24 protein-coding genes are annotated in these 22,321 nt (G+C 71.2%); 17 read left to right on the top strand and 7 right to left on the bottom strand.

Annotated features, from left to right (window positions below; genetic code table 11):
- Nucleotides 1–3: 3 nt before the first annotated feature.
- A complete protein-coding gene (locus LW587_RS09920; protein ID WP_232629427.1) occupies nt 4–705 on the top strand; it encodes a HisA/HisF-related TIM barrel protein in 702 nt (233 codons plus the stop codon).
- Between the two features lie 177 nt (nt 706–882).
- On the opposite strand, the gene fae is transcribed toward LW587_RS09920, so the two are convergent.
- From fae to LW587_RS09885, 7 genes are all read right to left on the bottom strand, one after another.
- A complete protein-coding gene (gene fae / locus LW587_RS09915; RefSeq protein ID WP_232629426.1) occupies nt 883–1,395 on the bottom strand; it encodes a 5,6,7,8-tetrahydromethanopterin hydro-lyase in 513 nt (170 codons plus the stop codon).
- A 235-nt stretch (nt 1,396–1,630) separates the two neighbouring features.
- Nucleotides 1,631–2,482, bottom strand: coding sequence for a triphosphoribosyl-dephospho-CoA synthase (locus LW587_RS09910; RefSeq protein WP_232629425.1), 852 nt, complete (start codon nt 2,480–2,482; stop codon nt 1,631–1,633).
- Entirely contained in the window at nt 2,479–3,393 is a 915-nt protein-coding gene (locus LW587_RS09905) for an ATP-grasp domain-containing protein (RefSeq protein ID WP_232629424.1), read from the bottom strand. The genes LW587_RS09910 and LW587_RS09905 overlap by 4 nt, the downstream gene beginning before the upstream one ends.
- 138 nt (nt 3,394–3,531) lie before the next feature.
- Nucleotides 3,532–4,503, bottom strand: a complete 972-nt coding sequence (mch, locus tag LW587_RS09900; RefSeq protein WP_232629423.1) for a methenyltetrahydromethanopterin cyclohydrolase — start codon at nt 4,501–4,503, stop codon at nt 3,532–3,534.
- A complete protein-coding gene (locus LW587_RS09895) occupies nt 4,433–5,560 on the bottom strand; it encodes an ATP-grasp domain-containing protein (protein WP_232629422.1) in 1,128 nt (375 codons plus the stop codon). Before LW587_RS09895 ends, mch begins: the two co-directional genes overlap by 71 nt.
- 98 nt (nt 5,561–5,658) lie before the next feature.
- The gene (gene mtdB / locus LW587_RS09890) at nt 5,659–6,552 is read right to left on the bottom strand and encodes an NADP-dependent methylenetetrahydromethanopterin/methylenetetrahydrofolate dehydrogenase (protein WP_232629421.1); all 894 of its coding nucleotides are present in this window, start codon (nt 6,550–6,552) and stop codon (nt 5,659–5,661) included.
- A gap of 116 nt (nt 6,553–6,668) precedes the next feature.
- On the bottom strand, nt 6,669–7,667 hold the full coding sequence (locus LW587_RS09885) for a beta-ribofuranosylaminobenzene 5'-phosphate synthase family protein (protein WP_232629420.1): 999 nt from the start codon (nt 7,665–7,667) through the stop codon (nt 6,669–6,671).
- Nucleotides 7,668–8,155: 488 nt separating this feature from the next.
- Between LW587_RS09885 and LW587_RS09880 the strand changes: the two genes are divergently transcribed.
- From LW587_RS09880 to folK, 16 genes are all read left to right on the top strand, one after another.
- On the top strand, nt 8,156–9,232 hold the full coding sequence (locus tag LW587_RS09880) for a formyltransferase (protein WP_232629419.1): 1,077 nt from the start codon (nt 8,156–8,158) through the stop codon (nt 9,230–9,232).
- Nucleotides 9,226–10,872: a formylmethanofuran dehydrogenase subunit A gene (locus LW587_RS09875; protein WP_232629418.1), complete on the top strand. Its 1,647-nt coding sequence runs from the start codon at nt 9,226–9,228 to the stop codon at nt 10,870–10,872. The genes LW587_RS09880 and LW587_RS09875 overlap by 7 nt, the downstream gene beginning before the upstream one ends.
- A 13-nt stretch (nt 10,873–10,885) precedes the next feature.
- Nucleotides 10,886–11,821, top strand: coding sequence for a formylmethanofuran--tetrahydromethanopterin N-formyltransferase (gene fhcD, locus LW587_RS09870; RefSeq protein WP_232629417.1), 936 nt, complete (start codon nt 10,886–10,888; stop codon nt 11,819–11,821).
- Nucleotides 11,818–12,615: a formylmethanofuran dehydrogenase subunit C gene (locus LW587_RS09865; protein WP_232629416.1), complete on the top strand. Its 798-nt coding sequence runs from the start codon at nt 11,818–11,820 to the stop codon at nt 12,613–12,615. Before fhcD ends, LW587_RS09865 begins: the two co-directional genes overlap by 4 nt.
- A 130-nt stretch (nt 12,616–12,745) precedes the next feature.
- A complete protein-coding gene (locus tag LW587_RS09860; protein WP_232629415.1) occupies nt 12,746–12,952 on the top strand; it encodes a hypothetical protein in 207 nt (68 codons plus the stop codon).
- Between the two features lie 188 nt (nt 12,953–13,140).
- Nucleotides 13,141–14,799: a sensor histidine kinase gene (locus LW587_RS09855; RefSeq protein WP_232629414.1), complete on the top strand. Its 1,659-nt coding sequence runs from the start codon at nt 13,141–13,143 to the stop codon at nt 14,797–14,799.
- The gene (locus LW587_RS09850; protein ID WP_232629413.1) at nt 14,796–15,503 is read left to right on the top strand and encodes a response regulator transcription factor; all 708 of its coding nucleotides are present in this window, start codon (nt 14,796–14,798) and stop codon (nt 15,501–15,503) included. The genes LW587_RS09855 and LW587_RS09850 overlap by 4 nt, the downstream gene beginning before the upstream one ends.
- Nucleotides 15,504–15,797: 294 nt before the next feature.
- Nucleotides 15,798–15,887, top strand: a complete 90-nt coding sequence (pqqA, locus tag LW587_RS09845) for a pyrroloquinoline quinone precursor peptide PqqA (protein WP_007564431.1) — start codon at nt 15,798–15,800, stop codon at nt 15,885–15,887.
- Nucleotides 15,888–15,934: 47 nt separating this feature from the next.
- Complete coding sequence (pqqB, locus tag LW587_RS09840) at nt 15,935–16,834, top strand: pyrroloquinoline quinone biosynthesis protein PqqB (RefSeq protein ID WP_232629412.1); 900 nt, start codon at nt 15,935–15,937, stop codon at nt 16,832–16,834.
- Between the two features lie 258 nt (nt 16,835–17,092).
- Nucleotides 17,093–18,172, top strand: coding sequence for a pyrroloquinoline-quinone synthase PqqC (gene pqqC, locus LW587_RS09835; protein WP_232629411.1), 1,080 nt, complete (start codon nt 17,093–17,095; stop codon nt 18,170–18,172).
- Nucleotides 18,169–19,317 (top strand): pyrroloquinoline quinone biosynthesis protein PqqE, encoded by a 1,149-nt coding sequence (gene pqqE, locus LW587_RS09830; protein ID WP_232629410.1) that lies wholly within the window; start codon nt 18,169–18,171, stop codon nt 19,315–19,317. The genes pqqC and pqqE overlap by 4 nt, the downstream gene beginning before the upstream one ends.
- Nucleotides 19,314–20,030 carry a hypothetical protein gene (locus tag LW587_RS09825; RefSeq protein ID WP_442919111.1) on the top strand — a complete coding sequence of 239 codons (717 nt, stop codon included), beginning with the start codon at nt 19,314–19,316 and terminating at the stop codon, nt 20,028–20,030. The genes pqqE and LW587_RS09825 overlap by 4 nt, the downstream gene beginning before the upstream one ends.
- Nucleotides 20,011–20,376 carry a hypothetical protein gene (locus LW587_RS09820; RefSeq protein ID WP_232629409.1) on the top strand — a complete coding sequence of 122 codons (366 nt, stop codon included), beginning with the start codon at nt 20,011–20,013 and terminating at the stop codon, nt 20,374–20,376. The genes LW587_RS09825 and LW587_RS09820 overlap by 20 nt, the downstream gene beginning before the upstream one ends.
- Before the next feature lie 145 nt (nt 20,377–20,521).
- Nucleotides 20,522–21,484: a dihydropteroate synthase gene (gene folP, locus LW587_RS09815; RefSeq protein ID WP_232629408.1), complete on the top strand. Its 963-nt coding sequence runs from the start codon at nt 20,522–20,524 to the stop codon at nt 21,482–21,484.
- Entirely contained in the window at nt 21,477–21,845 is a 369-nt protein-coding gene (gene folB, locus LW587_RS09810; RefSeq protein WP_232629407.1) for a dihydroneopterin aldolase, read from the top strand. The genes folP and folB overlap by 8 nt, the downstream gene beginning before the upstream one ends.
- On the top strand, nt 21,842–22,318 hold the full coding sequence (gene folK / locus LW587_RS09805; RefSeq protein ID WP_232629406.1) for a 2-amino-4-hydroxy-6-hydroxymethyldihydropteridine diphosphokinase: 477 nt from the start codon (nt 21,842–21,844) through the stop codon (nt 22,316–22,318). The genes folB and folK overlap by 4 nt, the downstream gene beginning before the upstream one ends.
- The last annotated feature ends 3 nt before the right edge of the window (nt 22,319–22,321 follow it).

Raw genomic sequence — 22,321 nt, 5'->3', positions numbered from 1 at the left:
GCGATGGCTCTCGGATTCGAACGGCGGACGGCGCCCTTCCGGCTGATCCCGGTGATCGATCTGCGCCGCGGTCAGGTGGTGCGCGCCCGCGCGGGCGAGCGCGATGCCTATGCCCCGATCGACACCCCCTTGGCCAGAGGCTCCGCGCCCGCGGACATCGCCCGCGCGCTGATCGCGGCGGCCGGGGCGGATCTCCTCTACGTGGCCGATCTCGACGCGATCGTGGAGGGCCGCGCCCCCGACCGCGCCAGCCTGGAAGCCGTGGCCCGGGCCTGTCCCGGAATCGGGCTCTGGGTCGATGCGGGCTTTGCCGACCGTCCGGGCATCGAACGCTTCGCCCGATGGGGGCTCGGCCGTCCGGTCATCGGCAGCGAGAGCCAGCGGGATGCCGCACTGGTGCGGACCCTCGGCCGTCGCGCCGTGCTCTCCCTCGACAGCCGCGGGCCCGAACGGCTCGGCCCGGAGGTGCTGCACAGGGATGCCCGGGTCTGGCCCGACGAGGTGATCGTGATGACGCTGGCCCGGGTCGGCACCGGGACGGGACCGGACCGGACCGAGATCGCCCGGGCGGTCGCGGCGGGGGAAGGCCGGCGGATCTACGCGGCCGGCGGCGTTCGGGGCGCGGAGGACGTGGCGAGCCTCATCGAGGCGGGGGCGGCCGGCGCCCTCGTCGCCTCGGCGCTCCATGACGGACGGCTGCGCTGAGGATCGCGCGCTCCGGCCCGGAGCCGCGCGGGCTTGCCCCGAAAAGCCTGCGCCCAAAAAGAAAGGGACGGCCGAAGCCGTCCCGATCCGTCAGCGTCCGAGGAAGATCGAAGCCAGTCGCTGGAGCAGGCCCCGCGGTGCGGGCGGAGGCTCGCTCTGCCCAGGACTGTCCCCGATCTAAGCGTTGGCGGCGAAGGGGTGGGTCGCCGACTTGCGCTGCTCGGTCACCACAGAGGCCTTCGGCTCGCCGTTGACGGCGCGCTGGATCGACAGCTTGGTGGCTTCGTAGTTGTACTTCTGGATCTTGGCGTCGTCGGCCGCCTCCCAGTGGATGAACACGCCGACCAGCACGAACAGGTCGTCGGCCTCGTCCGCCGGGATGATGCCCTCGGCAACCGCATCCTGAACGGCCAGGGCGACGCCATGCTGGGCCGGGCCGAACATCTGGACGGCCTGACGGGCGTCGTTGATGGTGACCTTGTTGAACATCAGCGTGTTCGGCTTGCACGGCAGGTTCGGCGCGATCACGGCGAGCAGGCTGGTGAAGCCGTGCTTGTTGTTGACCAGGCCGTTGCAGAACGCGGTCTCGGCGGGGGAGCCGCGCGGTCCGATGATGAGGTCGATGTGGGCGACCTCGTTGCCGTCGCCGACGAGGGCCTCGCCGACCTGAACCTTGGTGATCTTTGCCATTCGGGGTCTCTCCCTGGATTCCTGACAAAAGGCCCGCCCTGAGAGGAGGCGGTGCCGGAAGCCATCCTTGTTTTCGGCGCCCGGCAGGGGCCGAGCCGGTTTGCCCGGATAGCGGCGCGGACCCTACAGCGGGCCCCGGCACCGAACAACCCGCGCAAGGCACTGAAATCGGCGATTTTTATGAAGGTTCCGGGCCTTGACGGAGTGCGTATTCGTTCCTTAGCGGGCGCGCGTCCTAGATCGCCTCGCCGCGGGCCGCGATCAGGGCGTCGAGGAACAGGGTGGCGACCGTGAAGTCTGCGCTCGTCCCCGGATTGAGCCCCGCTTCCTTGAGCGACCGGTCGTAATCGAGGAGCGTTTCGATCGGCGCCGTGCCGAGATCGAGCCCCGCAAGCCGTGCTTGCGCCTCCGCCTGCACGGCCTCGGCGCGCTCGGGGCCATGCTTGCGGGCGATGTGGCTGTCGGGCACCCCCATGAGGTAGGCGAGGTGCACCGCCGTGGTGGTCCAGGGCGGTGCGAGCCCCCTCGCCCGCGCCGCGGCGAGGGCCGGCAGGCCGATGGCGAACAGGTCGCCGAACCCGTCGGTATAGGCGCGGGCGATGCGATCGCGGGGCGCGGCCTCCGCCATCGCCTCGGCGAGCGTCGGGAGCGGCCCCTCCCCGGCCACGTCGTGCCGCGCCGCCCGGCCCAGACCGCCCGGATTGGCCCGGCGGATCGCCGAGAAGACATCCGCCGCGTCGGCGGTCTCGAAGCCGGCCAGCACCGCGCGCAGGGCTTCCGGCAGCGGCTCCGTCGCCTCCGCGGCGCGGGCCAGCGGCGCGCAGAGCAGCAGGATGCCGAGATTGGTGTTCTGGCCGACCGCCTCCCTCGTGGCCTCGACCCCGCCGAGGACGCGGGCGCCCACCCGGGCCCCGGCGGCAGCCAGCGACGGGGCCGAGACCGCGGCGCTGGTCACGAAATCGGCTGTGACCATGCGGTGGCCGGGCGCGTAGGCATGGACGTTGCCGGGCTTGAGCGCATCGAGTTCGGCGAGGCAGGCGGCCCGGTAGAGGTCGGCCACCGTCGCCGCGGGCAGCCAGGCCGTCATCCGAGGGCCGAGACGAGGCGCGGCGGGCGGGCGGCCCGGACCGCGGTGAGGAAGCCGCGGGCGACCGCCTCGGCAATGTCCACCGCGGTCACCTGCTGCAGGCCGGACCAGGCCGGCATCGAATTCACTTCGAGGACCAGGAAACCGCCCGCCCCGTCCTCGACGAGATCGATGCCGGTGTAATCGACCCCGACCGCCGCCGCCGCCGCCTCGGCGAGTTCGGCGGCGCGGGCGGGGACATCCCAGGCGAAGGGCCGCCCGCCGCGGTGGACATTGGTGATCCAGCCGTCGCCCTCCCGGATCATGCCGGCGATGGCCCGGCCCTCACAGACGAAGACGCGGTAATCGCGCCACAAGCCGTCGGCGCGGGGCACGTAGCGCTGGAGGTAGTAGACGCCGCTGACCGCCTCCTGAGCCGGCAAATCGTCCGGCGTCTCGAGCAGCATCAGCCCCTCGCCCTGGGAGCCGAACAGCGGCTTCAACACGAGGGGACGGCCGGGACCCGCCTCCCGGGCGACGATCTCGGCGGCGGCCTCGCGCTTCGAGACCACGAAGGTGTCCGGTGTCGGCAGGCCGGCGCGAGCGATGAGGAGCGAGGTCGCGGCCTTGTCGACCGAGCGCTCGATGGCCACGGGCCCGTTCCAGACGGTGACACCGGAGGCCACCAGGGCGTGGAGCACGCCGAGGCGCAGGGTGGTGGCCTCGAAGGTGCCGCCCGCGATGGTGCGCAGCAGGACGCCATCAGGGAGACCATCGGCGAAGCCAGGCACCTGCAGCGGCTCGCCGCCGCCCGTCACCACGGCGACATCGGCAAGGGAGAACAGCACCGGCTCGACGCCGAAGCCGCGCAACGCCGCGCGAAGGCGCGCCTTGTGCCAGTTGCCGTTGTCGGCTGCGAGCCCGATGCGCATGTCGTTGTTCCGTTTCTTCGCCCTCTCCCCTCCGCGGGAGAGGGGCAGCGCGGGCCCGCGCTGCCCGCATGGGGGCAGAGGGCGCGGATCCCGGGCAAGCCCGCGATCCGCCGGCGGAAAAGTTCGTCGCGCCTCGCCTCAGGCGAACGAGGCGTCCACCAATTGCGGCTCCAGCCGCCCCCCCCGGAAGGTCCTGCCGGTCTTGACCGAGGTCACGATGGCCTCGGCCGGAGAGAACAGGGCACCGTCGATCTTGTAGAAATCGCCGTTCACCCGCGAGAAGATCTCGGCGAAGGGCGCGCCGTGATCGGCGGAGGTCGTCGAGGGGAGCTGCTCGGCGAGCTGCTGGGCGTCGGCGTCGTCGGCATCGACGAAGAGCTGCACCCGGCCCCCGTAGATGATGGCGTCGTTGGTGCGGCCCATCGCCTGGACGAAATCCGGATGCGGCGGCGAGAGCGGGGCCGAGCCGATCCCGTCGAGGATGCGGTGCAGATCGAAGCCGACGGTGTGGGCCTTGTGCAGGGCCACCTCCAGGACGCGGGCGACGACCTGGGTCGCGCCGGCGAGGCTCTGGGTCGGGGCGTAGATGAAGGTCACGTCCCCGGGGGCGATGCCCGTGGCGGCGGCGACCTTCTCGACGACCGAGGCCGGCGGCGCGCTGGCGGATTCGAGGACGAGGGCGGTCTTCGTCGCGTTGTCGCGGTAGCCGAGTTCCTTATAGAGTTCCTCGACCACGGCGACGGCGCGGCCGGGCCCCGAGCCGAGGGCGAAGAAGCCGGAATCGCCGGTCTCGTCGGCGAGGCTCCAGCCGGCATACTGGCTGCCGAGGCAGGCCAGGACCGGATCGGCGGAATGGACCACCACCGTATAGGGCCAGGAGGCGACCGGGCCGGTCGGGGCGATCGTCACCGTGCCGAGGCCGCCGAGGCAGATCTCGGCGATGCGACGGCCGGCCTCGATGGAGCCGCGGGCATTGGCACCGGCATCGACCGTGCGCGCGCCGTTCTCCTGGGCGACGATGAGGCGGAGCTTGGCCGCGTCAGCGACGAGGCTCTCGACCAGCGGTCCCGCCAGCGCGTTGAGGCTCGGCGCGGTCGTGTTGGAACTCATGACTGTTCTCCGTCTCCTCCAGCAGAGCGCGGACCCTTTCGATCCCCGCCCGCAATCCGTCTCGAACCGCCGCCGCATCCGGCCCGGAGGCCGTGACCGTGCAGACGGGCGCGTCGCGCTCGATGCGGCTGCCGGCCCGCGGCCGGTCGCGGACGCGATCGGGCCAGTCGAGCGGCGGCACCGCCGCACAGCTTCGGGCCGCGTAACAGATCTCGGCGCCTGTCGCATCCACCGGTTTTGCCTCGATCGTGGGCATTCGCCCGAGCGAGGCCTCGATGTGCTGGATCAGGAGCGGGGTCGGGCGGTGGTCGAGCACGTCGAGGGTGGCGCCGGGGCGGGGATTGATCTCGAGAAGCCACCAGGTCGCGCCGTCGATCAGCAGATCGGCGCTGGCGAGACCCGTCAGGCCGGTGGCGTGCACCAGCCGCTCGGTGGCCTCGCTTGCCGCCGCGACGACGGACGGCGCGACCGGACACGGCTCGTCCCGCCCCCGGGCCAGCGCCCCGGCATAGCGGAACGGCCGCGTCGGGGCGGGCGCCTGCCACTGCTCGGTCAGAGCCAGGACCGCGATGCGGGCGCCGTCCGCGAGGAAATTGAGGGCGAAGGCGCGCCCCGGCACGCGCGCCTGGAGGTAGTGGCCCGCCGGGACGACGCCGGTCGCGCTGGCGCGGATATGCGACCCGCCGCAGCCGCCCGCCCGCTTGACGAGCCAGGCCCCCGGTTCGGCGACCGGGCCGGCCTGCACGGCGGGGTGCGGGATGGCGAGGCGCGCACAGAGGGCGGCGAAGCCGAACGGCTCCTTGAGGGCGGCGACGGCGGAGGGGCCGGCGCCGAGCAGGGGAAAGCGGTCCGCGATCGCGGCGATCAGCGCGGGCGTTCCCTCGAAGCCGCTGCCGAGCACCGCGCCGAGAACGGGACCACCCGCCGCGGCGGCGAGGCCGGAGAGCCCCGCCAGCACCGCGCCGGGATCGCGGGTTCCGGCCCCGAAGCGGCCGGGCAGCGGATGATGCGCCTCGGCGAGCGCCCGCATGTCCTCGTCGCCGAACAGGTCGAGCACGAACGGGCGCAATCCGGCCCGCCGGGCGGCCTGCGCCAGCGCCCGGCCGGACTGGGCCGCGATGAGGACCGCGGCGCCTTCGGTGAGGCGCAGGGGCGTCAGCCGGCGATCTCGACGGCGAGGGTGTAGGCGTCGCGGAAGTCGAGGCAGAGCGGCTCCTGGGCCTCCAGCATCTGGCGGAACAGGCGGCACTGGGTCTGGTACTTGACGTTGCCGACCGCGAGCGCCCCGATGCCGATGCCCTTGCCCACCGGCAGGGGCACGTCCTTGGCGTTCACGTCGATGCCGGCGATGCCGGCCGGGGGCACGGCGTTCACGTCGGAGGCCACGAGCAGCTTCGGCGCGGATTCGAGATCCTCCGCCGTCAGGATCGGGATCCCGGCGGGTCCGGCGGAGAGGATCACGTCGGCATCGGTGATGGCGGCGCGACGCGCCTCGGGGAGCGTGCCGTCGACGGCGCCGACATCGATGCCGAAGCGCCACTTCATGGTGAAGGCGATCTTCGAGACGCGCTCCTCGCCATCATGGCCGACCAGCACGGTCTGGGCGCCCTCGAGCGCGCCGATCACCGCCGCGACGTAGGCGACGACGCCCGCGCCGCCGAAGATGACGATGCGCTTGCCCTTGAGATCGGTGCCGAACTTGGTCTTGAGGGCCCGGTTCACCTCGGCGACCATCGCGGCGCCGGTGGTGAAGGAGCCGGCCGGGTCGGCGAAGACGTGGTTGGCGAAGGGGGGCACGAAGGCCTTCTTGGCCCGGTCCACCATGTCGAGGGCCGTCTCGGCGTTCTTGCCGCCGATGAAGAGGCCGGTGCGCACCCCGTCCTGGGGCGCGCGGGAGAAGATCGAGTCCTGGGTCAGCGAGACCACGTCGGGAAGATCGACACCGGTATAGGTGACGAGCGTCTCGAATCCGGCATCGATCGCCATGTTCACGTCGAACGGGCTCATGTGCTTGAGCGGCGTCAGCATGTGCAGGATCGAGCGGGCCATGATGTTCGTCCTCCCGTGACCGCGTCCCCTCTTCGGAGAACGCTTGAGGTGCAAAGCCGATCGGACCGGCGCCGGTCAAGCGCAGGTTGATGTGCGGCGTGTGAAAAGAAAACCGTCTACAGGTCGGTGATCGCGGCGCCGCCGTTGCGCCCGCGGGCGATCACGAAGCGCAGCCGCCCGGGCCGCGCCAGCGCCGCCACCAGCGCCTCGGCCTCCCCCTGCGAGGGCAGCAGCGCGAATCCGGTCGGCCCCCAGGAGCTCTGGCCGTAGCCCGGCACGCCGCGCTGCGCGATCGCCGCCAGGGCCTCGGCCACCGCCGGGCTCGCATAGCGTCCGCCCTGGTGGGGCGCGAAATGGTCGCCGATCCGTGTCTGGATGGCGGTGATGCCGGCGCCGAACCCGTTGGGCTCGGCGGTGGCGGCCGCGGGCAGGATCTGCATCAGGACGATCCGGCAGATCTCGGCGGCCTGCGCTCCGTCGAAGACCGGCAGATCGCGGAAGGCTTCGGTCTCGCGGGAGCCGTGCACGCCGGTCATGCCCTCGTCGAGGATCAGCACGATGCGCCACGCCTCCGGATAGGGCAGCCGGGCGATCACCGGGGGCGGGGCGCCGGAATCGTCGCGCCCGCCATCGACGATCAGCCCGCCCTCGGTGAAGGCGGCCAGGCCGACGCCGGAGCGGTTGCCGCGATCGAGCACGTCGGCGAAGTCGCCCGGGGCGAAGGGGCGTCGGTTGAGGCGGGCGAGCGCGGCGGCGACGGAGAGCGCGAGCTGCGTGCCCGAACCGAACCCGGCATGGGGCGGGATCGCCTCCTCGACCTCGATGGCGACCGCCTCGGGCACGTCGAGATAGGACGCCGCCGCCAGCAGGTTGGTCCGCACCCGCTCGGCCTCCGGGCCGGTCGCGACGGCGCGCTTGGCCGGCCGCGCCGTGAGTTGGATGGCCGGCGCGTCGAGGGCGAGCCCGACGCTGCCGAAGCGCCGGCCGAGGCCGCCGTTGAGATCGAGGAAGCCGAAATGCAGGCGCGCCGGGGCGCGGACGCGGACGCCCGTCTCGGCCGGCCGCGGCGCGGCGGCCCGCATGGTCTCGCCTGTCGGTTCCGGGACCTCGGCCACGGTCACCACCTCTCCTGATCGACCGGCCCGGATGGCCCCGCGCCCCGGTTCCGGCGTGCGGCTTGTCCCATGCGGCGGGGCCCGCGACAACCTCGCCGGAGGAGCGAAACGGCCCTCGCGCAGGCGGGGACGGCAGGAGGGGACGGCAGGCGGCGACGGCTTGGGCGGCCGACGGGGACGCCGGAGCCTCGCGGGCGGTGCCGGAGGCTGGCGTGAGCGGGCCGTGCGGCCCCGGCCGGCGGACGGGCCATGCACGAAAACCTGACCTTCTGCCCCGGCAGGGGCTTGCCGGGGCCGGTTCGGGGATGCAAAACGACCGGGCTCCCTTGAACGCGGAGCCGGTCCGAGCCTCTGCCCAAGCGCGCCCTTCGATGGGCGTCGGGACATCGAGGTTCCACCAAGGGCGTCCCTCGCGGCATCCCTCGGACACGACCGTCTTTCGCCCCGCCTCGACGCGGGGATGCCCGAAGAAACGACGGTGAGGAAGCATGGCAGCCTGGGTAAAGGGGGGCGCGGCGAGTCTGGACGCGGCGGTCGAGGCCGCCGCCGATCTGCTCGCCAAGGCGCGTGTGCCGGTTCTCGCCGGCCTGAACGCGGATGTCGGCGCCGTGCGCGCCGCCTACCGGCTGGCCGAGACGCTGGGCGCCTCGCTCGATCCGGTCTCGGGCCGGAGCCTCTATGCCGAACTCGGCGCGCTCAGCGCGGGCGGCGCCATGACGACGACCCGAGCCGAGACCACGGCCCGCGCCGACGTGGTGCTGGTCCTCGGCAACCGCCCCTGGGACGGCGATCTGGTCGGCGAGATCGCCGCCGCCCCGCTGAGCCGCGGCGGCGCGGCGGGCGCGGAGCGCGTCCTCCTCTCGCTCGGCGGCCCGCAAAACGGCGCGATCCGCCATGTGGCCTACGCCGCCGAGGCCGGCGGGCTCCCGGTCGCCCTCGGCCACCTGCGCGCCTTCGCCAAGGGACATCTCGCCGGCGAGGCGGCGTTCGCGGACCTCGCCAAGCGCCTGTTCGCCGCCCAGTACGGCGTCGTGATCTACGACGCGGAGGAAGTCGGCGAGCTTGGCGTGGAGATGCTCCAGGGGCTGATCCGCGATCTCAACGAGAGCACCCGCTTCTTCACCCTGCCGCTCGCCGACCCGTTCCAGGGCCGCGCCACCGTGCAGCTGTCCGCCTGGACCACGGGGCAGGCGCCCCGGGTCGGCTTCGGCCGCCACCAGCCGGAACACGATCCCTGGCGCTTCGACAGCGCCCGGCAGATCGCCGCGGGCGAGGCCGATGCCGCGCTCTGGCTCGCCGCGCTCCCCGCCCCGCGCCCCGACTGGCTCGGACGCCTGCCGACGGTCGCCGTCGTCGGCGAGGGCTCGACCGAGGCCGCGGGCGAAACCGCGGAGGTCGTCATCACGGTGGGCGTGCCGGGGGAATCCGTCGGCGGCGCACTCTGGAACCAGCGGCGCGGCGTCATCGCCTACGTGGATGCCAAGGTGCCGACCGAGGCGGCCCGGGCCGTCGACGTGCTCGCCCGCATCCGTGACCGCCTCATCGAGAAGGGTGTCTCATGCTGACCCGCATCCACGGCGGACGGGTGATCGATCCGACAGCCGGACGCGACGGCGTCGGCGATGTCTGGATCGAGGACGGCCGCGTCGTCGCCCCGTCCGATCGCACGCCCGACGAGACCATCGATGCCACCGGCTGCGTGGTGATGGCCGGCGGCGTCGAGGTCCACTCGCACATCGCCGGCGGCAACGTGGTGATGAGCCGCCTGCTCCTGCCGGATCTCTACGTCAGCGAAGCCGCGCCCAACGGCCATCCCTTCGCGCAGGCCGGCGGCTCGGGCAGCTGGATCGGCGCCAATTACGCCCGGATGGGCTACACCACCGCCGTCGAGCCGGCGCTGCCGCCCTCGAACGCGCTGGCGACCCATCTCGAACTCGCCGACATCCCGCTGCTCGACCGTGGCGGCCTCGCGGTGCTGGGCAACGACGACCACCTGCTGCAAGTGCTGCGCGACGGCGAGGGCAAGGCGGCGGTGCGCGATCTCGTGCAGCAGACGCTGGCCCATGCGCGGGGCCTCGGCGTCAAGTGCATCAACGCGGGCGGCGCCTCGGCCTTCAAGGACGGCGTGCTGAAGCTCAGCCTCGACGACGAGATCCCCTGTTACGGGCTCTCCACGCGAAACATCATGGCGGCCCTGCTCGACGCCGTGGAAGAGATCGGCGTGCCGCATCCGCTGCACGTCCATTGCAACAACCTCGGCCTGCCCGGCGCCGACGACTCGTTCGTGGCGACGCTGGAGGCGGCGGAGGGGCGGCGCATCCACTTCGCCCACGCCCAGTTCTACGCCTACGGCGTCGCCGATCCCGAGAACCCGATGACGGGCGGCTTCCGCTCGGCGGCCGAGCGGATCAACGCGGCGATGGAGGCCCATCCCAACGCGACCTACGACGTGGGTCAGGTGGTGTTCGGCCAGACCGTGACGATCTCCCTCGACATCCTGCGCCAGTTCGGCGGCCGCAAGGGCGCCAAACCCAAGAAATGGGTGCTCTCGGCGGGCGATGCCGAGGGCGGCGGTGTGGTGCCGTTCCTCTATCGGCCGCGCGGCCCCGTCTCGTCGCTGCAATGGGCGATCGGCCTGGAGCTGATGCTGCTCTCCTCGAATCCCGAGCGCACCATCCTGACCACCGACCACCCGAACGGCGGCGTCTTCACCGAGTATCCGCGCATCATCCACCTGCTGATGGATGCCGAGGAGCGGGCGAAGGAGATCGCGACGCTGCCGGCCGTCGTCGGCGAGCGGTCCGGCCTGCCCGGAATCGAGCGCGAATACACCCTCAGCGAGATCGCGCAGCTCACCCGCTCGGGTCCGGCCAAGCTCTTGGGCCTGACCGACCGTGGCCACCTTCGCGAGGGCGCCAAGGCGGATGTCGCGATCTACCGCGACGACCGGGACCGCACGGCGATGTTCAGCCACGCCAAGCTGGTGCTGAAGGACGGCCAAAAGATCGTCGAGGACGGCGAGGTGGTGGCCTGGATCTCCGGCAAGACGCTCTCGCTCGATGTCGAGGCCGATGCCGGCATGGCAAAGCGCGCCGACGCCTACCTGCAGGACCGCTTCGGCGCCGGGCTCGACACCTTCGCGGTGCCGGACGCCGCGTTCCCGGAGACCACCGAGACGTTCGAAGACGTGGCGTGCCGGGCGTGAGGGAATTGAACTGATGGCTGACCTCACCCTCAACGGCATCAAGGTCGAGGACACCTTCGCCGAGGCCTTCGACGTCGCGGGCACCGCGATCATCGTCACCAACGACACGCCGAAATGGGCGATGATCGCGGCGACGGTGATGACGGGCTTCGCCACCTCGGTGATCGGCTGCGGCGCCGAGGCCGGGATCGACACCGAGCTGTCGCCGGAGGAGACGCCCGACGGGCGCCCGGGCGTGCGCATCCTGCTGTTCGGCTTCGAGCCGAACGGGTTGAAGGAGCAACTCCTCAAGCGCGTCGGCCAGTGCATCCTGACCTGCCCCGGCACGGCCTGCTTCGCCGGCGTGGAGGGCCCGACCAAGATCAAACTCGGCGGGGCGATCCGCTATTTCGGCGACGGTTTTGCCGTCGCCAAGCGGCTGCCGGACCCGGAGGGCAAGATGCGCCGCTACTGGCGCATCCCCGTCATGGACGGCGAATTCCTGTGCGAGGACTCGGTCCGCGCGGTCGACGGCGCGGTCGGCGGCGGCAACCTGCTGTTCCTCGGCCGCAAGCACGCCGACACCCTGATCGTCGCCGAGATCGCGGTGGAAGCCGCCAAGGCGATCCCCGGCGCGATCCTGCCCTTCCCCGGCGGTATCGTCCGCTCGGGCTCGAAGGTCGGCGGGCGCACCAAGGGCATGATGGCCTCGACCAACGACGCCTATTGCCCGACGCTGAAAGGCCGGGCCGGCTCGGCGCTCCCGCCCGAATGCGGCGTGGTGCTCGAGATCGTCATCGATGCGCTGACCTCGGCGGGCGTCGCCGAATCGATGCGCGCGGCGCTCCACGCCGCCACCGAGATCGGCGCCAAGCACGGGCTCGTGGCCGTCACCGCCGGCAATTACGGCGGCAATCTCGGCCGGCACCACTACCACCTCCGCGACCTGTTGGAGACACCCGCCGCATGAGCACGCTGAGACTGCGCGGGGATCTGCCGGAGCGGGTCGACCTTCTCAACATCACCCCGCTCGCCCTGAGCGGGCTGTCCGAGGCCGAGGCCGGCAAGCTCGCGATCGGCACCAGCCGCCGCGGCCTCACCCTCGGCGAGGTGTTCGCGATCTCTCTCGACGGCTCCGACAGCCTGGTGATCGAGGGCGGCTCGTCCCGCCTCGACCGGGTCGGCGCGGCGCTCTCGCAAGGGACGATCCGCGTCGAGGGCGATGTCGGCCAGCGCCTCGGCGAGGGCATGGCGGCGGGCACGCTCACGGTGACGGGATCGGCCGGCCCCTATGCCGCCACCGGCGCGACCGGCGGCACGATCACGATTGGGGGCGATGCCGGGGACCATGCCGGCGGCGCCGTCTACGCCGCCAAGGCCGGGCTCGACGGCGCCACGCTCGTCATCGAGGGCCGCGCGGGCGACCATCTCGGCGACCGCATGCGCCGCGGCATGATCCTGGCCGGTTCGGCCGGCGCCTATGCCGGCTCGCGCATGATCGCCGGCACGATCGTGGTCTCGGGCGCGCTCGGCGACCATCCGGGCTACGGCATGCGCCGCGGCACCCTGATCGCGGCGAGCCACGGCGCGCTGCTGCCGACCTTCGTCGAGACCGGCACGCCCGACCTCGTCTACGTCCGGCTGCTGGCCCAGACCCTCAAGCGGCTCGGCGCGGCCCAGGCCGGGCTGCTCGGCGGGACGCTGCGGCGCTACTCGGGCGATCTGGCGACGCTCGGCAAGGGCGAGCTGTTCGTCGCAGCCTGATCCGGCACGATCCTGCAACGGGGATCATCCCTCGCGGCAAAATATCACTTGCCGGCCTGCCGGTTCGTCCCACCTTGCACGGGACACCGCGCCGGCCGGTTCCGGCGTGGGCCGCTCCGCGAGGCCGCGCATGTTCCTCCTCCTCTCCGTCTGCCTCATCGCCGAGCCGACGACGTGTCGCGACGAGCGGATCAACCTCGCTTACGACAACCCCAACCCCTTCCTGTGCCTGCGCAACTCGCAGGCCACGCTCGCCGCGTGGCAGGAGGAGCATCCGGACTATCACGTGAAGAGCTGGCGCTGCGCCCCGAAGGGCAGCCTGCCGAACAACCTCTGATCGCCCGGTCTTGAGCCCCGTCCTGCCAGCGACGAAGACCAAGTGGCACGGACGGGGACCGACGGTCCCGTTCCGGGCGTTCGGCGGAGGCCCGCCGCCCCGCCGTCGCGGGGGCCATCCACCATGAGTCATCCGCATCGCCGATGGGTATAAGGTCCCCGGCCGCGTCAGTTGCGGGGACGGAAACGATGCGTTCGCTCAAGGTCCGGTTCGCCCTGCTGCTCGGCGGCACGGCACTGCTCGCTCTGCTCGCCGCAGCAGGCGTGCTGTGGTCGATCCAGCTCGCCGAGCGCACCATCGAGCGCACGCTGGCCGCCCAGCATCGGCTCGAACTGCTCGCCGAACTGTCGGGACGGCTGACGCAGTACGGGCTTGCGGCGATCGAGAGCGTCGGCAACCCGGAGGCGCCGCCCGAAGCCCTGTCGGTGACCCGCGACCGGGTCGATCAGGCCCTCAACACCGTGGATGAGGCGCTCGGCCGCGGCATGGGCGCGAGCGGCGATCCCCGGGACCGCATCCAGTACGTCGCCCGCACCCGTCCGCTTGCCAGCGTGCGCGCCGCCCGGGCCATGCTCGACCGCCAGGTCCTATCGGTCCAGCGCGAGAGCGACACCGAGCGCCGCCGAACCGCCATGCAGGGCACCCTCAACGCCTTCGGGGCGATGACCGGCCCGCCCCTGTCCCTGCTGATCGAGACGGAACGGCGCAGCATGGCCGCGGGGTCCGAGGATGCCCGCGCCCTGACCCGCCGGCTCACCCTCGCCTCGCTCGCCGCGGCGGCCCTGGCGCTCGCCTTCGTCCTGGTGCTCTACCGCTCGGTCACCCGGCCGACCCTGGCGCGGATCGAGGAGATCCGCCGCGCGGCCGGCGCCGTCGGCAGCGGCGCCCTCGACACGCGCCTCTCCGTCGAGACCCGGGACGAACTCGGCGTGCTGGTGGCGAACTTCAACCGCATGGTGGCCCGCCTGTCGCGGCGCGAGGGCCGGCTCGCCGCCGACCGGGCCGCCCTGGAGGACACGGTCGAGGCCCGCACCGCCGACCTGCGGGCCGCCAATGCGCGGCTGGAGATGGTCGACCGCTCCCGGCGGCGCTTCTTCGCCGATGTGAGCCACGAGCTGCGCACCCCGCTCACCGTCATCCTCGGCGAGTGCGACCTCGCCCAGCGCTCGATCGACCGATCGGCCAAAGGCATCGGCAAGCCGACCGACTTCACCCCCGTCTTCGCCACCATCCGCAAGCGGGCCCAGCGTCTCAAGCGGCGGGTGGAGGACCTGCTGCGGGTCGCCCGCTCCGAATCCGGGCAGATCGAACTCGACCCCCGTCCGGTCAGCGCCGTCGCGGTGGCGAGCGATGCCGTGGACGACCTCGCCTCCGAGGCGGCCCGCCGCCGGGTCGAGCTGATCCTGGAGCCGGGCCCCCGCGACATCGAACTGAACGCCGATCCCGAATGGCTGCGCCAGGTCATCGAGAGCCTGATCGACAACGCCCTGCGCCATGCCACGGGGCTGACCCGCGTCACCGTCTCCCTGACCGAGCAGCACGGGCCGCAGGGCCTCCGCGCCGTCGTCGCGATCGAGGATGACGGACCGGGCTTCCCCGAGGCGGCCGATGCGCTGTTCGAGCGCTTCCACCGCGAAGGCCGCTCGGGAGAGCCCGGCTTCGGGATCGGTTTGGCTCTGGCGCGCTGGGTCGTTGAACGCCATGATGGTGCGATCAGCCTCGGCAGGTCCGGGCACGGCTCCGGGCAAGACTCCGGCGCGCGGGTGGTCATCGACCTTCCGGCGCTCGACGTCCGGATCGGGCTCGGCGGACATGGGGCGGCACAGGAGAGGATCGGCGCCGCATGACGACGCGCGTATTGATCGTCGAGGACGACATCGACATCCGCGGCATTCTGGCACGGGGCCTCGAGGCCGAAGGGTTCTCGGTGGGCGTCGCCGGCCGCGTCGAGGACGCCCTCAGCGCGGCCCGCGACGAGGCGCCCGAGGCGGTGGTGCTCGACATCACCCTGCCGGACGGCTCGGGCCACGACGTGTGCCGCTCGCTCCGCGAGGGCGGCTATCCCGGCGCCATCCTGTTCCTGAGCGCCCGCGACGAGGTGCGTGACCGGGCCGAGGGGCTGGCGCTCGGCGCCGACGACTACATCGTCAAGCCCTTCGTCTTCGACGAGCTGCTCGCCCGCCTCCAGGTCCACCTGCTGCGCCGCCGGGAAGCGGACACGCCGCGCACCGTCTTCACCGCGGGCCGCCTGACCCTCGACGTGACCATCCGCCAGGTCAGCTTCGGCGAGGCCTCGGCCCGGCTGACGCCGCGGGAGGCCGAGCTCCTCGCCCTGCTGATGCAGGAGGTGAACCGGCCGATCTCGCGGGGTGAGATCTTCGACCGGCTCTGGGCGAGCCAGGGCGGCCTCTCCCTCAACGTGGTCGACGTCTATGTCGGCTATCTGCGCTCGAAGCTCTCCGACTTCGTGCGGCTCGGCGGTCCGGTCATCACCACGGTGCGGGGCAAGGGCTTCATGCTCGACCTGCGCGGCCAGGATTTCCGCCACTGAGCGCTTTCGAGCGAACGCCTTTGCTTCAGGTGTCAGGTCCAGGCCCTGACGGCGCGGCGCGAGTGTTGTGAGAGACGCTCCGGGCGAGGCTCCGGGGCACCGTCTCCGCAAGAATCCGGAAAGGCCGCTCGCGCGTTCTTGGGAAAAATCGGCAAGTCGGGCCTTGCAGCCGAAGCCGGTCTGGGCGATATACCTCCAGCGCTGAAAACCAGTGCACCGTCAGTATCTTACGATCCTCTTATAGAGATGGATCGAAAGGCGCTGGTGTCCAAAATATTTCCTAGGAGAAACACCATGAAGTGGGCTGCCCCGGTCGTTTCCGAGATCTGCGTCGGCATGGAAGTCACGAGCTACGAGTCGGCTGAGATCGACACCTTCAACTAAGAAGGTTTGCGCCGGGCTTCGAGAGTGCGGACGGGCGGGTTCACACCATGCATGTCGTGATTCTCGGCTCGGCGGCGGGCGGCGGCGTTCCCCAGTGGAACTGCCGCTGCTCCATCTGTTCCATGGCCTGGGCGGGCGACGCCAGGGTCAAGCCGCGCACGCAGTCGAGCATCGCGGTCTCCCCGGATGGGGAGCGCTGGCTCCTGCTGAACGCCTCACCGGATATCCGCCAGCAGATCCAGGCCAATCCGCAGATGCATCCGCGGGAGGGCCTGCGCCATTCGCCGATCCATGCGGTGCTGCTCACGAACGGCGATGTCGATCACGTCGCAGGCCTGCTGACCCTGCGCGAGGGCCAGCCCTTCACGCTCTACGCCACGCCCGGCATCCTGGCCTCCGTCTCCGACAACCGCGTCTTCGACGTGATGGCCGCCGAGGTGGTGAAGCGGCACACGATCGCCCTCAACGAGACTTTCGAGCCGGTGCCCGGCCTCTCGGTCACGCTCTTCGCCGTGCCCGGCAAGGTCCCGCTCTGGCTGGAAGACGCCACGATGGAGATCGGGGCCGAGACCGAAACCACCGTCGGTACGATGATCGAGACGGGGGGCAAGCGCCTCGCCTACATCCCCGGCTGCGCCCGGGTGACCGACGACCTGAAAACCCGCGTCGCCGGCGTCGATGCGCTTCTCTTCGACGGCACCGTCCTCGAGGACGACGACATGATCCGTGCCGGCGTCGGCACCAAGACCGGCTGGCGCATGGGCCACATCCAGATCAACGGCGAGACCGGCTCGGTCGCCTCCTTCGCCGATGTCGAGATCGGCCGGCGGGTCTTGATCCATATCAACAACACCAACCCGGTTCTGATCGAGGATTCGCCCGAGCGCGCCAGCGTCGAGGCCCGTGGCTGGGCGATCGCCCATGACGGGCTGACGCTCGAACTCTGAGCCGGGTCGGGCGCGGGGCCGGGCCTGGAATTCGGCGGTCCGACCCAATATATTTTGCGCGATACAATAGCGCGGTGGCGGCTGCGTCCGGCACGGATCCGGCAGGCCATCCAAGAGCGTTGTCTCGAAGGGAAGAGGCGCCTCTCGGGACGACGACGATACGGCACGAGAACCGAGCGCTCGCCCCGGCTGGATCTCCCGGGGTCAAGCACGAGACATCGTCCAGGAAACGCGACCAAGACGGGGAAGCCCAACGCCATGACCGCCCAGTTCCCGCCGCCCGTCACCGAGCCCGCGCAGCGGCTCCTGAGCCATGAGGAGTTGGAGGCGGCGCTCCGCGACATCGGTGCGCGCCGCTACCACAATCTCCACCCGTTCCACCGCCTGCTGCACGACGGAAAGCTCAGCAAGGACCAGGTCCGGGCCTGGGCGCTCAACCGCTATTATTATCAGGCGATGATCCCGGTGAAGGACGCCGCGGTGCTGGCGCGCCTGCCCGACGCGCAGCTGCGGCGGATCTGGCGCCAGCGCATCGTCGATCACGACGGCGATCACGAGGGCGACGGCGGCATTGAGCGCTGGCTGAAGCTGGCGGAAGGGGTGGGATTCACGCGCGACTACGTGCTGTCCACGCAAGGCATCCTCTCGGCGACCCGCTTCTCGGTCGATGCCTATGTGCATTTCGTCTCCGAGCGCAGCCTGCTCGAGGCCATCGCCTCCTCGCTGACCGAGATGTTCTCGCCGACCATCATCTCCGAGCGCGTCGCCGGAATGCTGAAAAACTACGATTTCATCACCAAGGACACGCTCGCCTATTTCGACAAGCGCCTCACCCAGGCGCCGCGCGACGCCGATTTCGCCCTCGATTACGTGAAGCGCCACGCGGTCACGCCGGAGCAGCAGCGGGCCGCGATGGCCGCGCTGACCTTCAAGTGCAACGTGCTCTGGACGCAGCTCGACGCGCTCTACTTCGCCTACATCGCCCCCGGCATGATCCCGCCGGATGCGTGGCAGCCGGGCGAGGGCCTCGTGCCGGAGGGAAGCCCCGCCGCGGCGCCGACGGGCGCCTTTTCCGGCGGCGACGTGCCGCGGCTGCCCCGGGGCGTGCGCCTGCGTTTCGATGAGGTGCGCGCCAAGCACGTGCTGCTCGCTCCCGAGCGCACCTTCGACCTCGACGACAACGCCGTCGCGGTCCTCAAGCTCGTCGATGGCCAGGCCTCGGTCTCGCAGATCGCCCGGACCCTGGGTGAGACCTACGACGCCGACCCGGCCCTCATCGAGGCCGACATCCGCGTGATGCTGGCCGAACTCGCGCAGAAAAGGGTTCTGGAGCGATGAATGCGCCGACCCCCGCCCCCGCCGACGTGATTCCGGCGCCGGTGGGTCTGCTCGCCGAGCTGACCCATCGCTGCCCGCTGCGATGCCCCTATTGCTCGAACCCGCTGGAGCTCGATCGCCGATCGGCGGAGCTCGACACGGCCAGCTGGCTGCGGGTGCTGACGGAGGCGTCGGCCTTGGGCGTGCTGCACGTCCACCTCTCGGGCGGCGAGCCGACCGCCCGCAACGACATCGTCGAGATCACGGCCAAATGCGCCGAGCTCGGCCTCTATTCGAACCTGATCACCTCCGGTGTCGGCGGCGCGCTGGCCAAGCTCGACGCGCTCTACGATGCCGGGCTCGACCACGTGCAGCTCTCGGTCCAGGGCGTCGATGCGGCGAATGCCGAGAAGATCGGCGGCCTGAAGAACGCGCAGCCGCAGAAGATGCAGTTCGCGGCCCGCGTCATCGAACTGGGCCTGCCGCTGACGCTGAACTCGGTGATCCACCGCGGCAACATCCACGAGGTGCCGGGCTTCATCGACCTCGCGGTCAAGCTCGGCGCCAAGCGGCTCGAAGTCGCCCATACTCAGTATTACGGCTGGGCCTACGTGAACCGCGCCTCGCTGATGCCGGACAAGCGGCAGGTGGACGAGTCGATCCGCATCGTCGAGGCCGCCCGCGAGCGCCTCAAGGGCGTGCTCGTCATCGATCTCGTGGTGCCGGACTACTACGCCAAGTACCCCAAGGCCTGCGCGGGCGGCTGGGGCCGCAAGCTCATGAACGTGACCCCGCAGGGCAAGGTGCTGCCCTGCCACGCCGCCGAGACCATTCCGGGCCTCGAATTCTGGTACGTCAACGATCATTCGCTCAGTGACATCTGGACGCGCTCGCCGGCCTTCGCGGCCTATCGCGGCACCTCCTGGATGAAGGAGCCGTGCCGCGCCTGCGACCGGCGCGAGAAGGATTGGGGCGGCTGCCGCTGCCAGGCGCTGGCCCTGACGGGAGACGCCGCCAACACCGATCCGGCCTGCTCGCTCTCGCCGCTCCACGCGAAAATGCGCGATCTTGCCAAGGAAGAGGCTGCGGAGAACCCGCCGGACTATATATACCGCAGCATCGGGACGAATGTGCAAAGTCCTTTGACCGAGAAGGCCCCGCTTTGAGCCGAACCCTCCTGCTGGCCGCCGTCGCCGCGACCTCCCTGATCGTCGCGAGCGCGCAGGCGACCCCCGATCCCACGCCCAATCCCGCCCCGGCGACGACCGGCACCGCCACGCCGAGCGCGGGCGACCTGCTGTTCGAGCAGCCGCAAATGAAGAACGCGGCGCCGGGCAGCACGCTGACCTACGACTATCTGCGCCGCAGCGGCATCACCAAGGGCCCCTACGGCCCGCCGCTCAGCGACGCGATCAAGCTGACGGTCGAGCCCGGCAAGACCGCCGAGAACCGCGACATCCGCGTGCAGATGTTCTCCGGCGGCAATCGCATCCCCGCCGGCCCGTTCCTCGACATGCCGGGCAACCCGGTGCTGAGCCTGTTCCTCGAGAACCATCTCAAGGGCCTGGCCTCCCTCCTGGAGGCCAACCCGCGCTACATCAAGAACGCGATCCGGAAAGGTCTGCGCGAGAAGGCGACGGTGACGGCGACCCAGGTCGAGTACAAGGGCCGCAAGGTCGATGGCTGGCGCATCGAGATGCAGCCCTTCCTCGGCGACGAGCAGACCGAGCGGATGCGCGGCTTCGAGCGGCTCACCTACACCTTCGTCACCTCACCGGAGGTGCCGGGCGAGATCGTTTCGATCCACGCCCGCGCCGAGCGGCCCGACGGCGGCGAACTCCTCGAAGAGAGGCTCGACTATGACCAGAAGAATTCCTGAGGCGGCCCTCGCCGCCATTCTGACGGCCGCCGTCTGGGCCGCCCCGGCCCGGGCCGAGGAGAACGACTACCCGACCGACGCGCGCGCCGATTACGTGTTCGGCTGCATGGCGGCCAACGGACAGACCCGCGAGGCGCTGGAGAAATGCTCCTGCTCCCTCGACGCGATGGCCGCCATCCTGCCCTACGACAAATACGTCCAGGCCTCGACCATCCTGTCGATGCGCCAGGGCATCGGCCAGCGCACCACGGCCTTCAAGTCGACCAAGATGTTCGACGACCGGGTGGCGGATCTCCGCCGCGCCCAGGCGGAGGCCGAGATCCGCTGCTACCGCGGCGCAACCTGAGCGAGGTCCGAGGCCGGCGTGAAAGCGCTGGCCTCGCGATGTCCGAGGGTCTAGAGCATCGGCGTTTTCCGAGAGCCGGTGTCCCCTCTCGGGCCGACGCGCCAGGCCCGCGGGATCGGCCCCGATGAGTTCCGAACCCGAACCGATGCCTCCTCCCGCTTCCCCCCTTCCGGAAAGCCGCCTGCACGGCCTCCTGCCCGATCTCGGCCGGCGCACGCTGGTGATGGGCATTCTCAACGTCACGCCGGATTCGTTCTCCGATGGCGGCCGGTTCGAGGGCGTCGAGGCGGCGCAGGCCCAGGCCGCCGCGCTGATCGCCGAGGGGGCCGACCTCCTCGATATCGGGGGCGAATCGACCCGGCCGGGCCACGTCCCGGTCTCGGCCGAGGCGGAGCAGGCCCGCGTCCTGCCGGTCATCCGGGCCCTCGCTCCCGGCCTGTCCGTGCCGATCTCCATTGACACCTACAAGGCCTCGACCGCCGCAGCGGCCCTGAAGGCCGGCGCGACGATCGTCAACGATGTCTGGGGCCTGCAGCGCGAGCCGGACATCGCCCGGGTCGCGGCCGATCACGGCGCGCCCGTCATCGTCATGCATAACCGCGAGACGATCGACGACAGCCTCGACATCCTCGCCGAGATGACGCGCTTCTTCGAGCGCTCGCTGGCGATCGCCCGCAAGGCCGGGATTCCGGAGGGCGACATCGTGCTCGATCCGGGAATCGGCTTCGGCAAGAGTTGGGATCAGCATCTCGAGGCTCTGCGCCGGCTGCCCGAATTGCGGGCTCTCGGCTTTCCCCTCCTCGTCGGCGTCTCGCGCAAGAGCCTGCTCGGGCGGCTGCACGACCGCGAGACCGCACCGCGGGATCGCCTGGTCGGCTCGGTCGCCGCCCATGTGCTGGCCGGGAGCCTCGGCGCGGACATCGTGCGGGTCCACGATGTGGCCCAGCATGTCGAGGCCCTGCGCGTGCTCGACGCGGTGATGCGCCCCGCGCTCCGGGCGCTGCCCGACGGTGCCGGGACCGGTCCCGCCAAAGAAGGCGGGTCGGCGCCACGACCGAGAGAGGCCGATCGGGGCCATCCGGCCGGTCAGGGCGCGCCGCGTGGCTGACCGCATCCTCGTGCACCGCATCGCGGTCTTCGCCCGCCATGGCGTGCTGCCGGAGGAGGAACGCCTCGGGCAGCGCTTCTACATCTCCCTCGATTGCCGGCTGGACCTCTCCGAGGCCGGGCGCCGCGACGATGTGACCGCGACCGTGAGCTATGCGGACCTCGCCGCCATCGCCGTCGAGATCGCGACGAACCGGCGTTTCGCCCTGATCGAGGCCCTGGCCGAGGCGATCGCCGCGGCCTGCCTGGCGCAGTTCCCCCGCATCGCGCGGATCGGCGTGCGAATCGACAAGCCGAGCGCGCCGATCCCGGTGGTGCTGGACTACGCCGCGATCGAGATCGAGCGGGAGCGCGGCGCATGACCCGCGCCTATCTCGGGCTCGGCAGCAATGTCGGCGACAAGGCGGCGATGCTGGCCGCGGCGGTGGAGCGGCTCGCCGCCTGGCCGGGCATCCGGCTCTGCGCCCGCTCGGCCGATTACCGCACGCCTCCCTGGGGCGACACCGATCAGGACTGGTTCCTCAACGCCGCGGTCGCGGTCGAGACGGATCTGACGCCGCACGGCCTGCTGGAGGCCTGTCTGTCGATCGAGGCGGCGCTCGGCCGGGTGCGCGAACGCCGCTGGGGACCGCGGGTGATCGATATCGATGTACTGTCCTACGCGGGCGCGGAGGTGTCCGACGAACGCCTTGTTCTGCCGCATCGCTATGTCCGCGAGCGCGCCTTCGTGCTGGTGCCGCTGGCCGAGATCGCCCCGGATCTCGTGATCGGCGGCGAGAGCGTGACGGAGGCTCTGGCCCAACTCGACGCGAACGGCATCGAGCCGGTGACGTGAAGG

Origin of the sequence: Methylobacterium sp. Leaf118 (assembly GCF_920984675.1) — a bacterium.
Taxonomy (GTDB): domain Bacteria; phylum Pseudomonadota; class Alphaproteobacteria; order Rhizobiales; family Beijerinckiaceae; genus Methylobacterium.
This window is presented reverse-complemented; position numbering and strand designations above follow the sequence as displayed.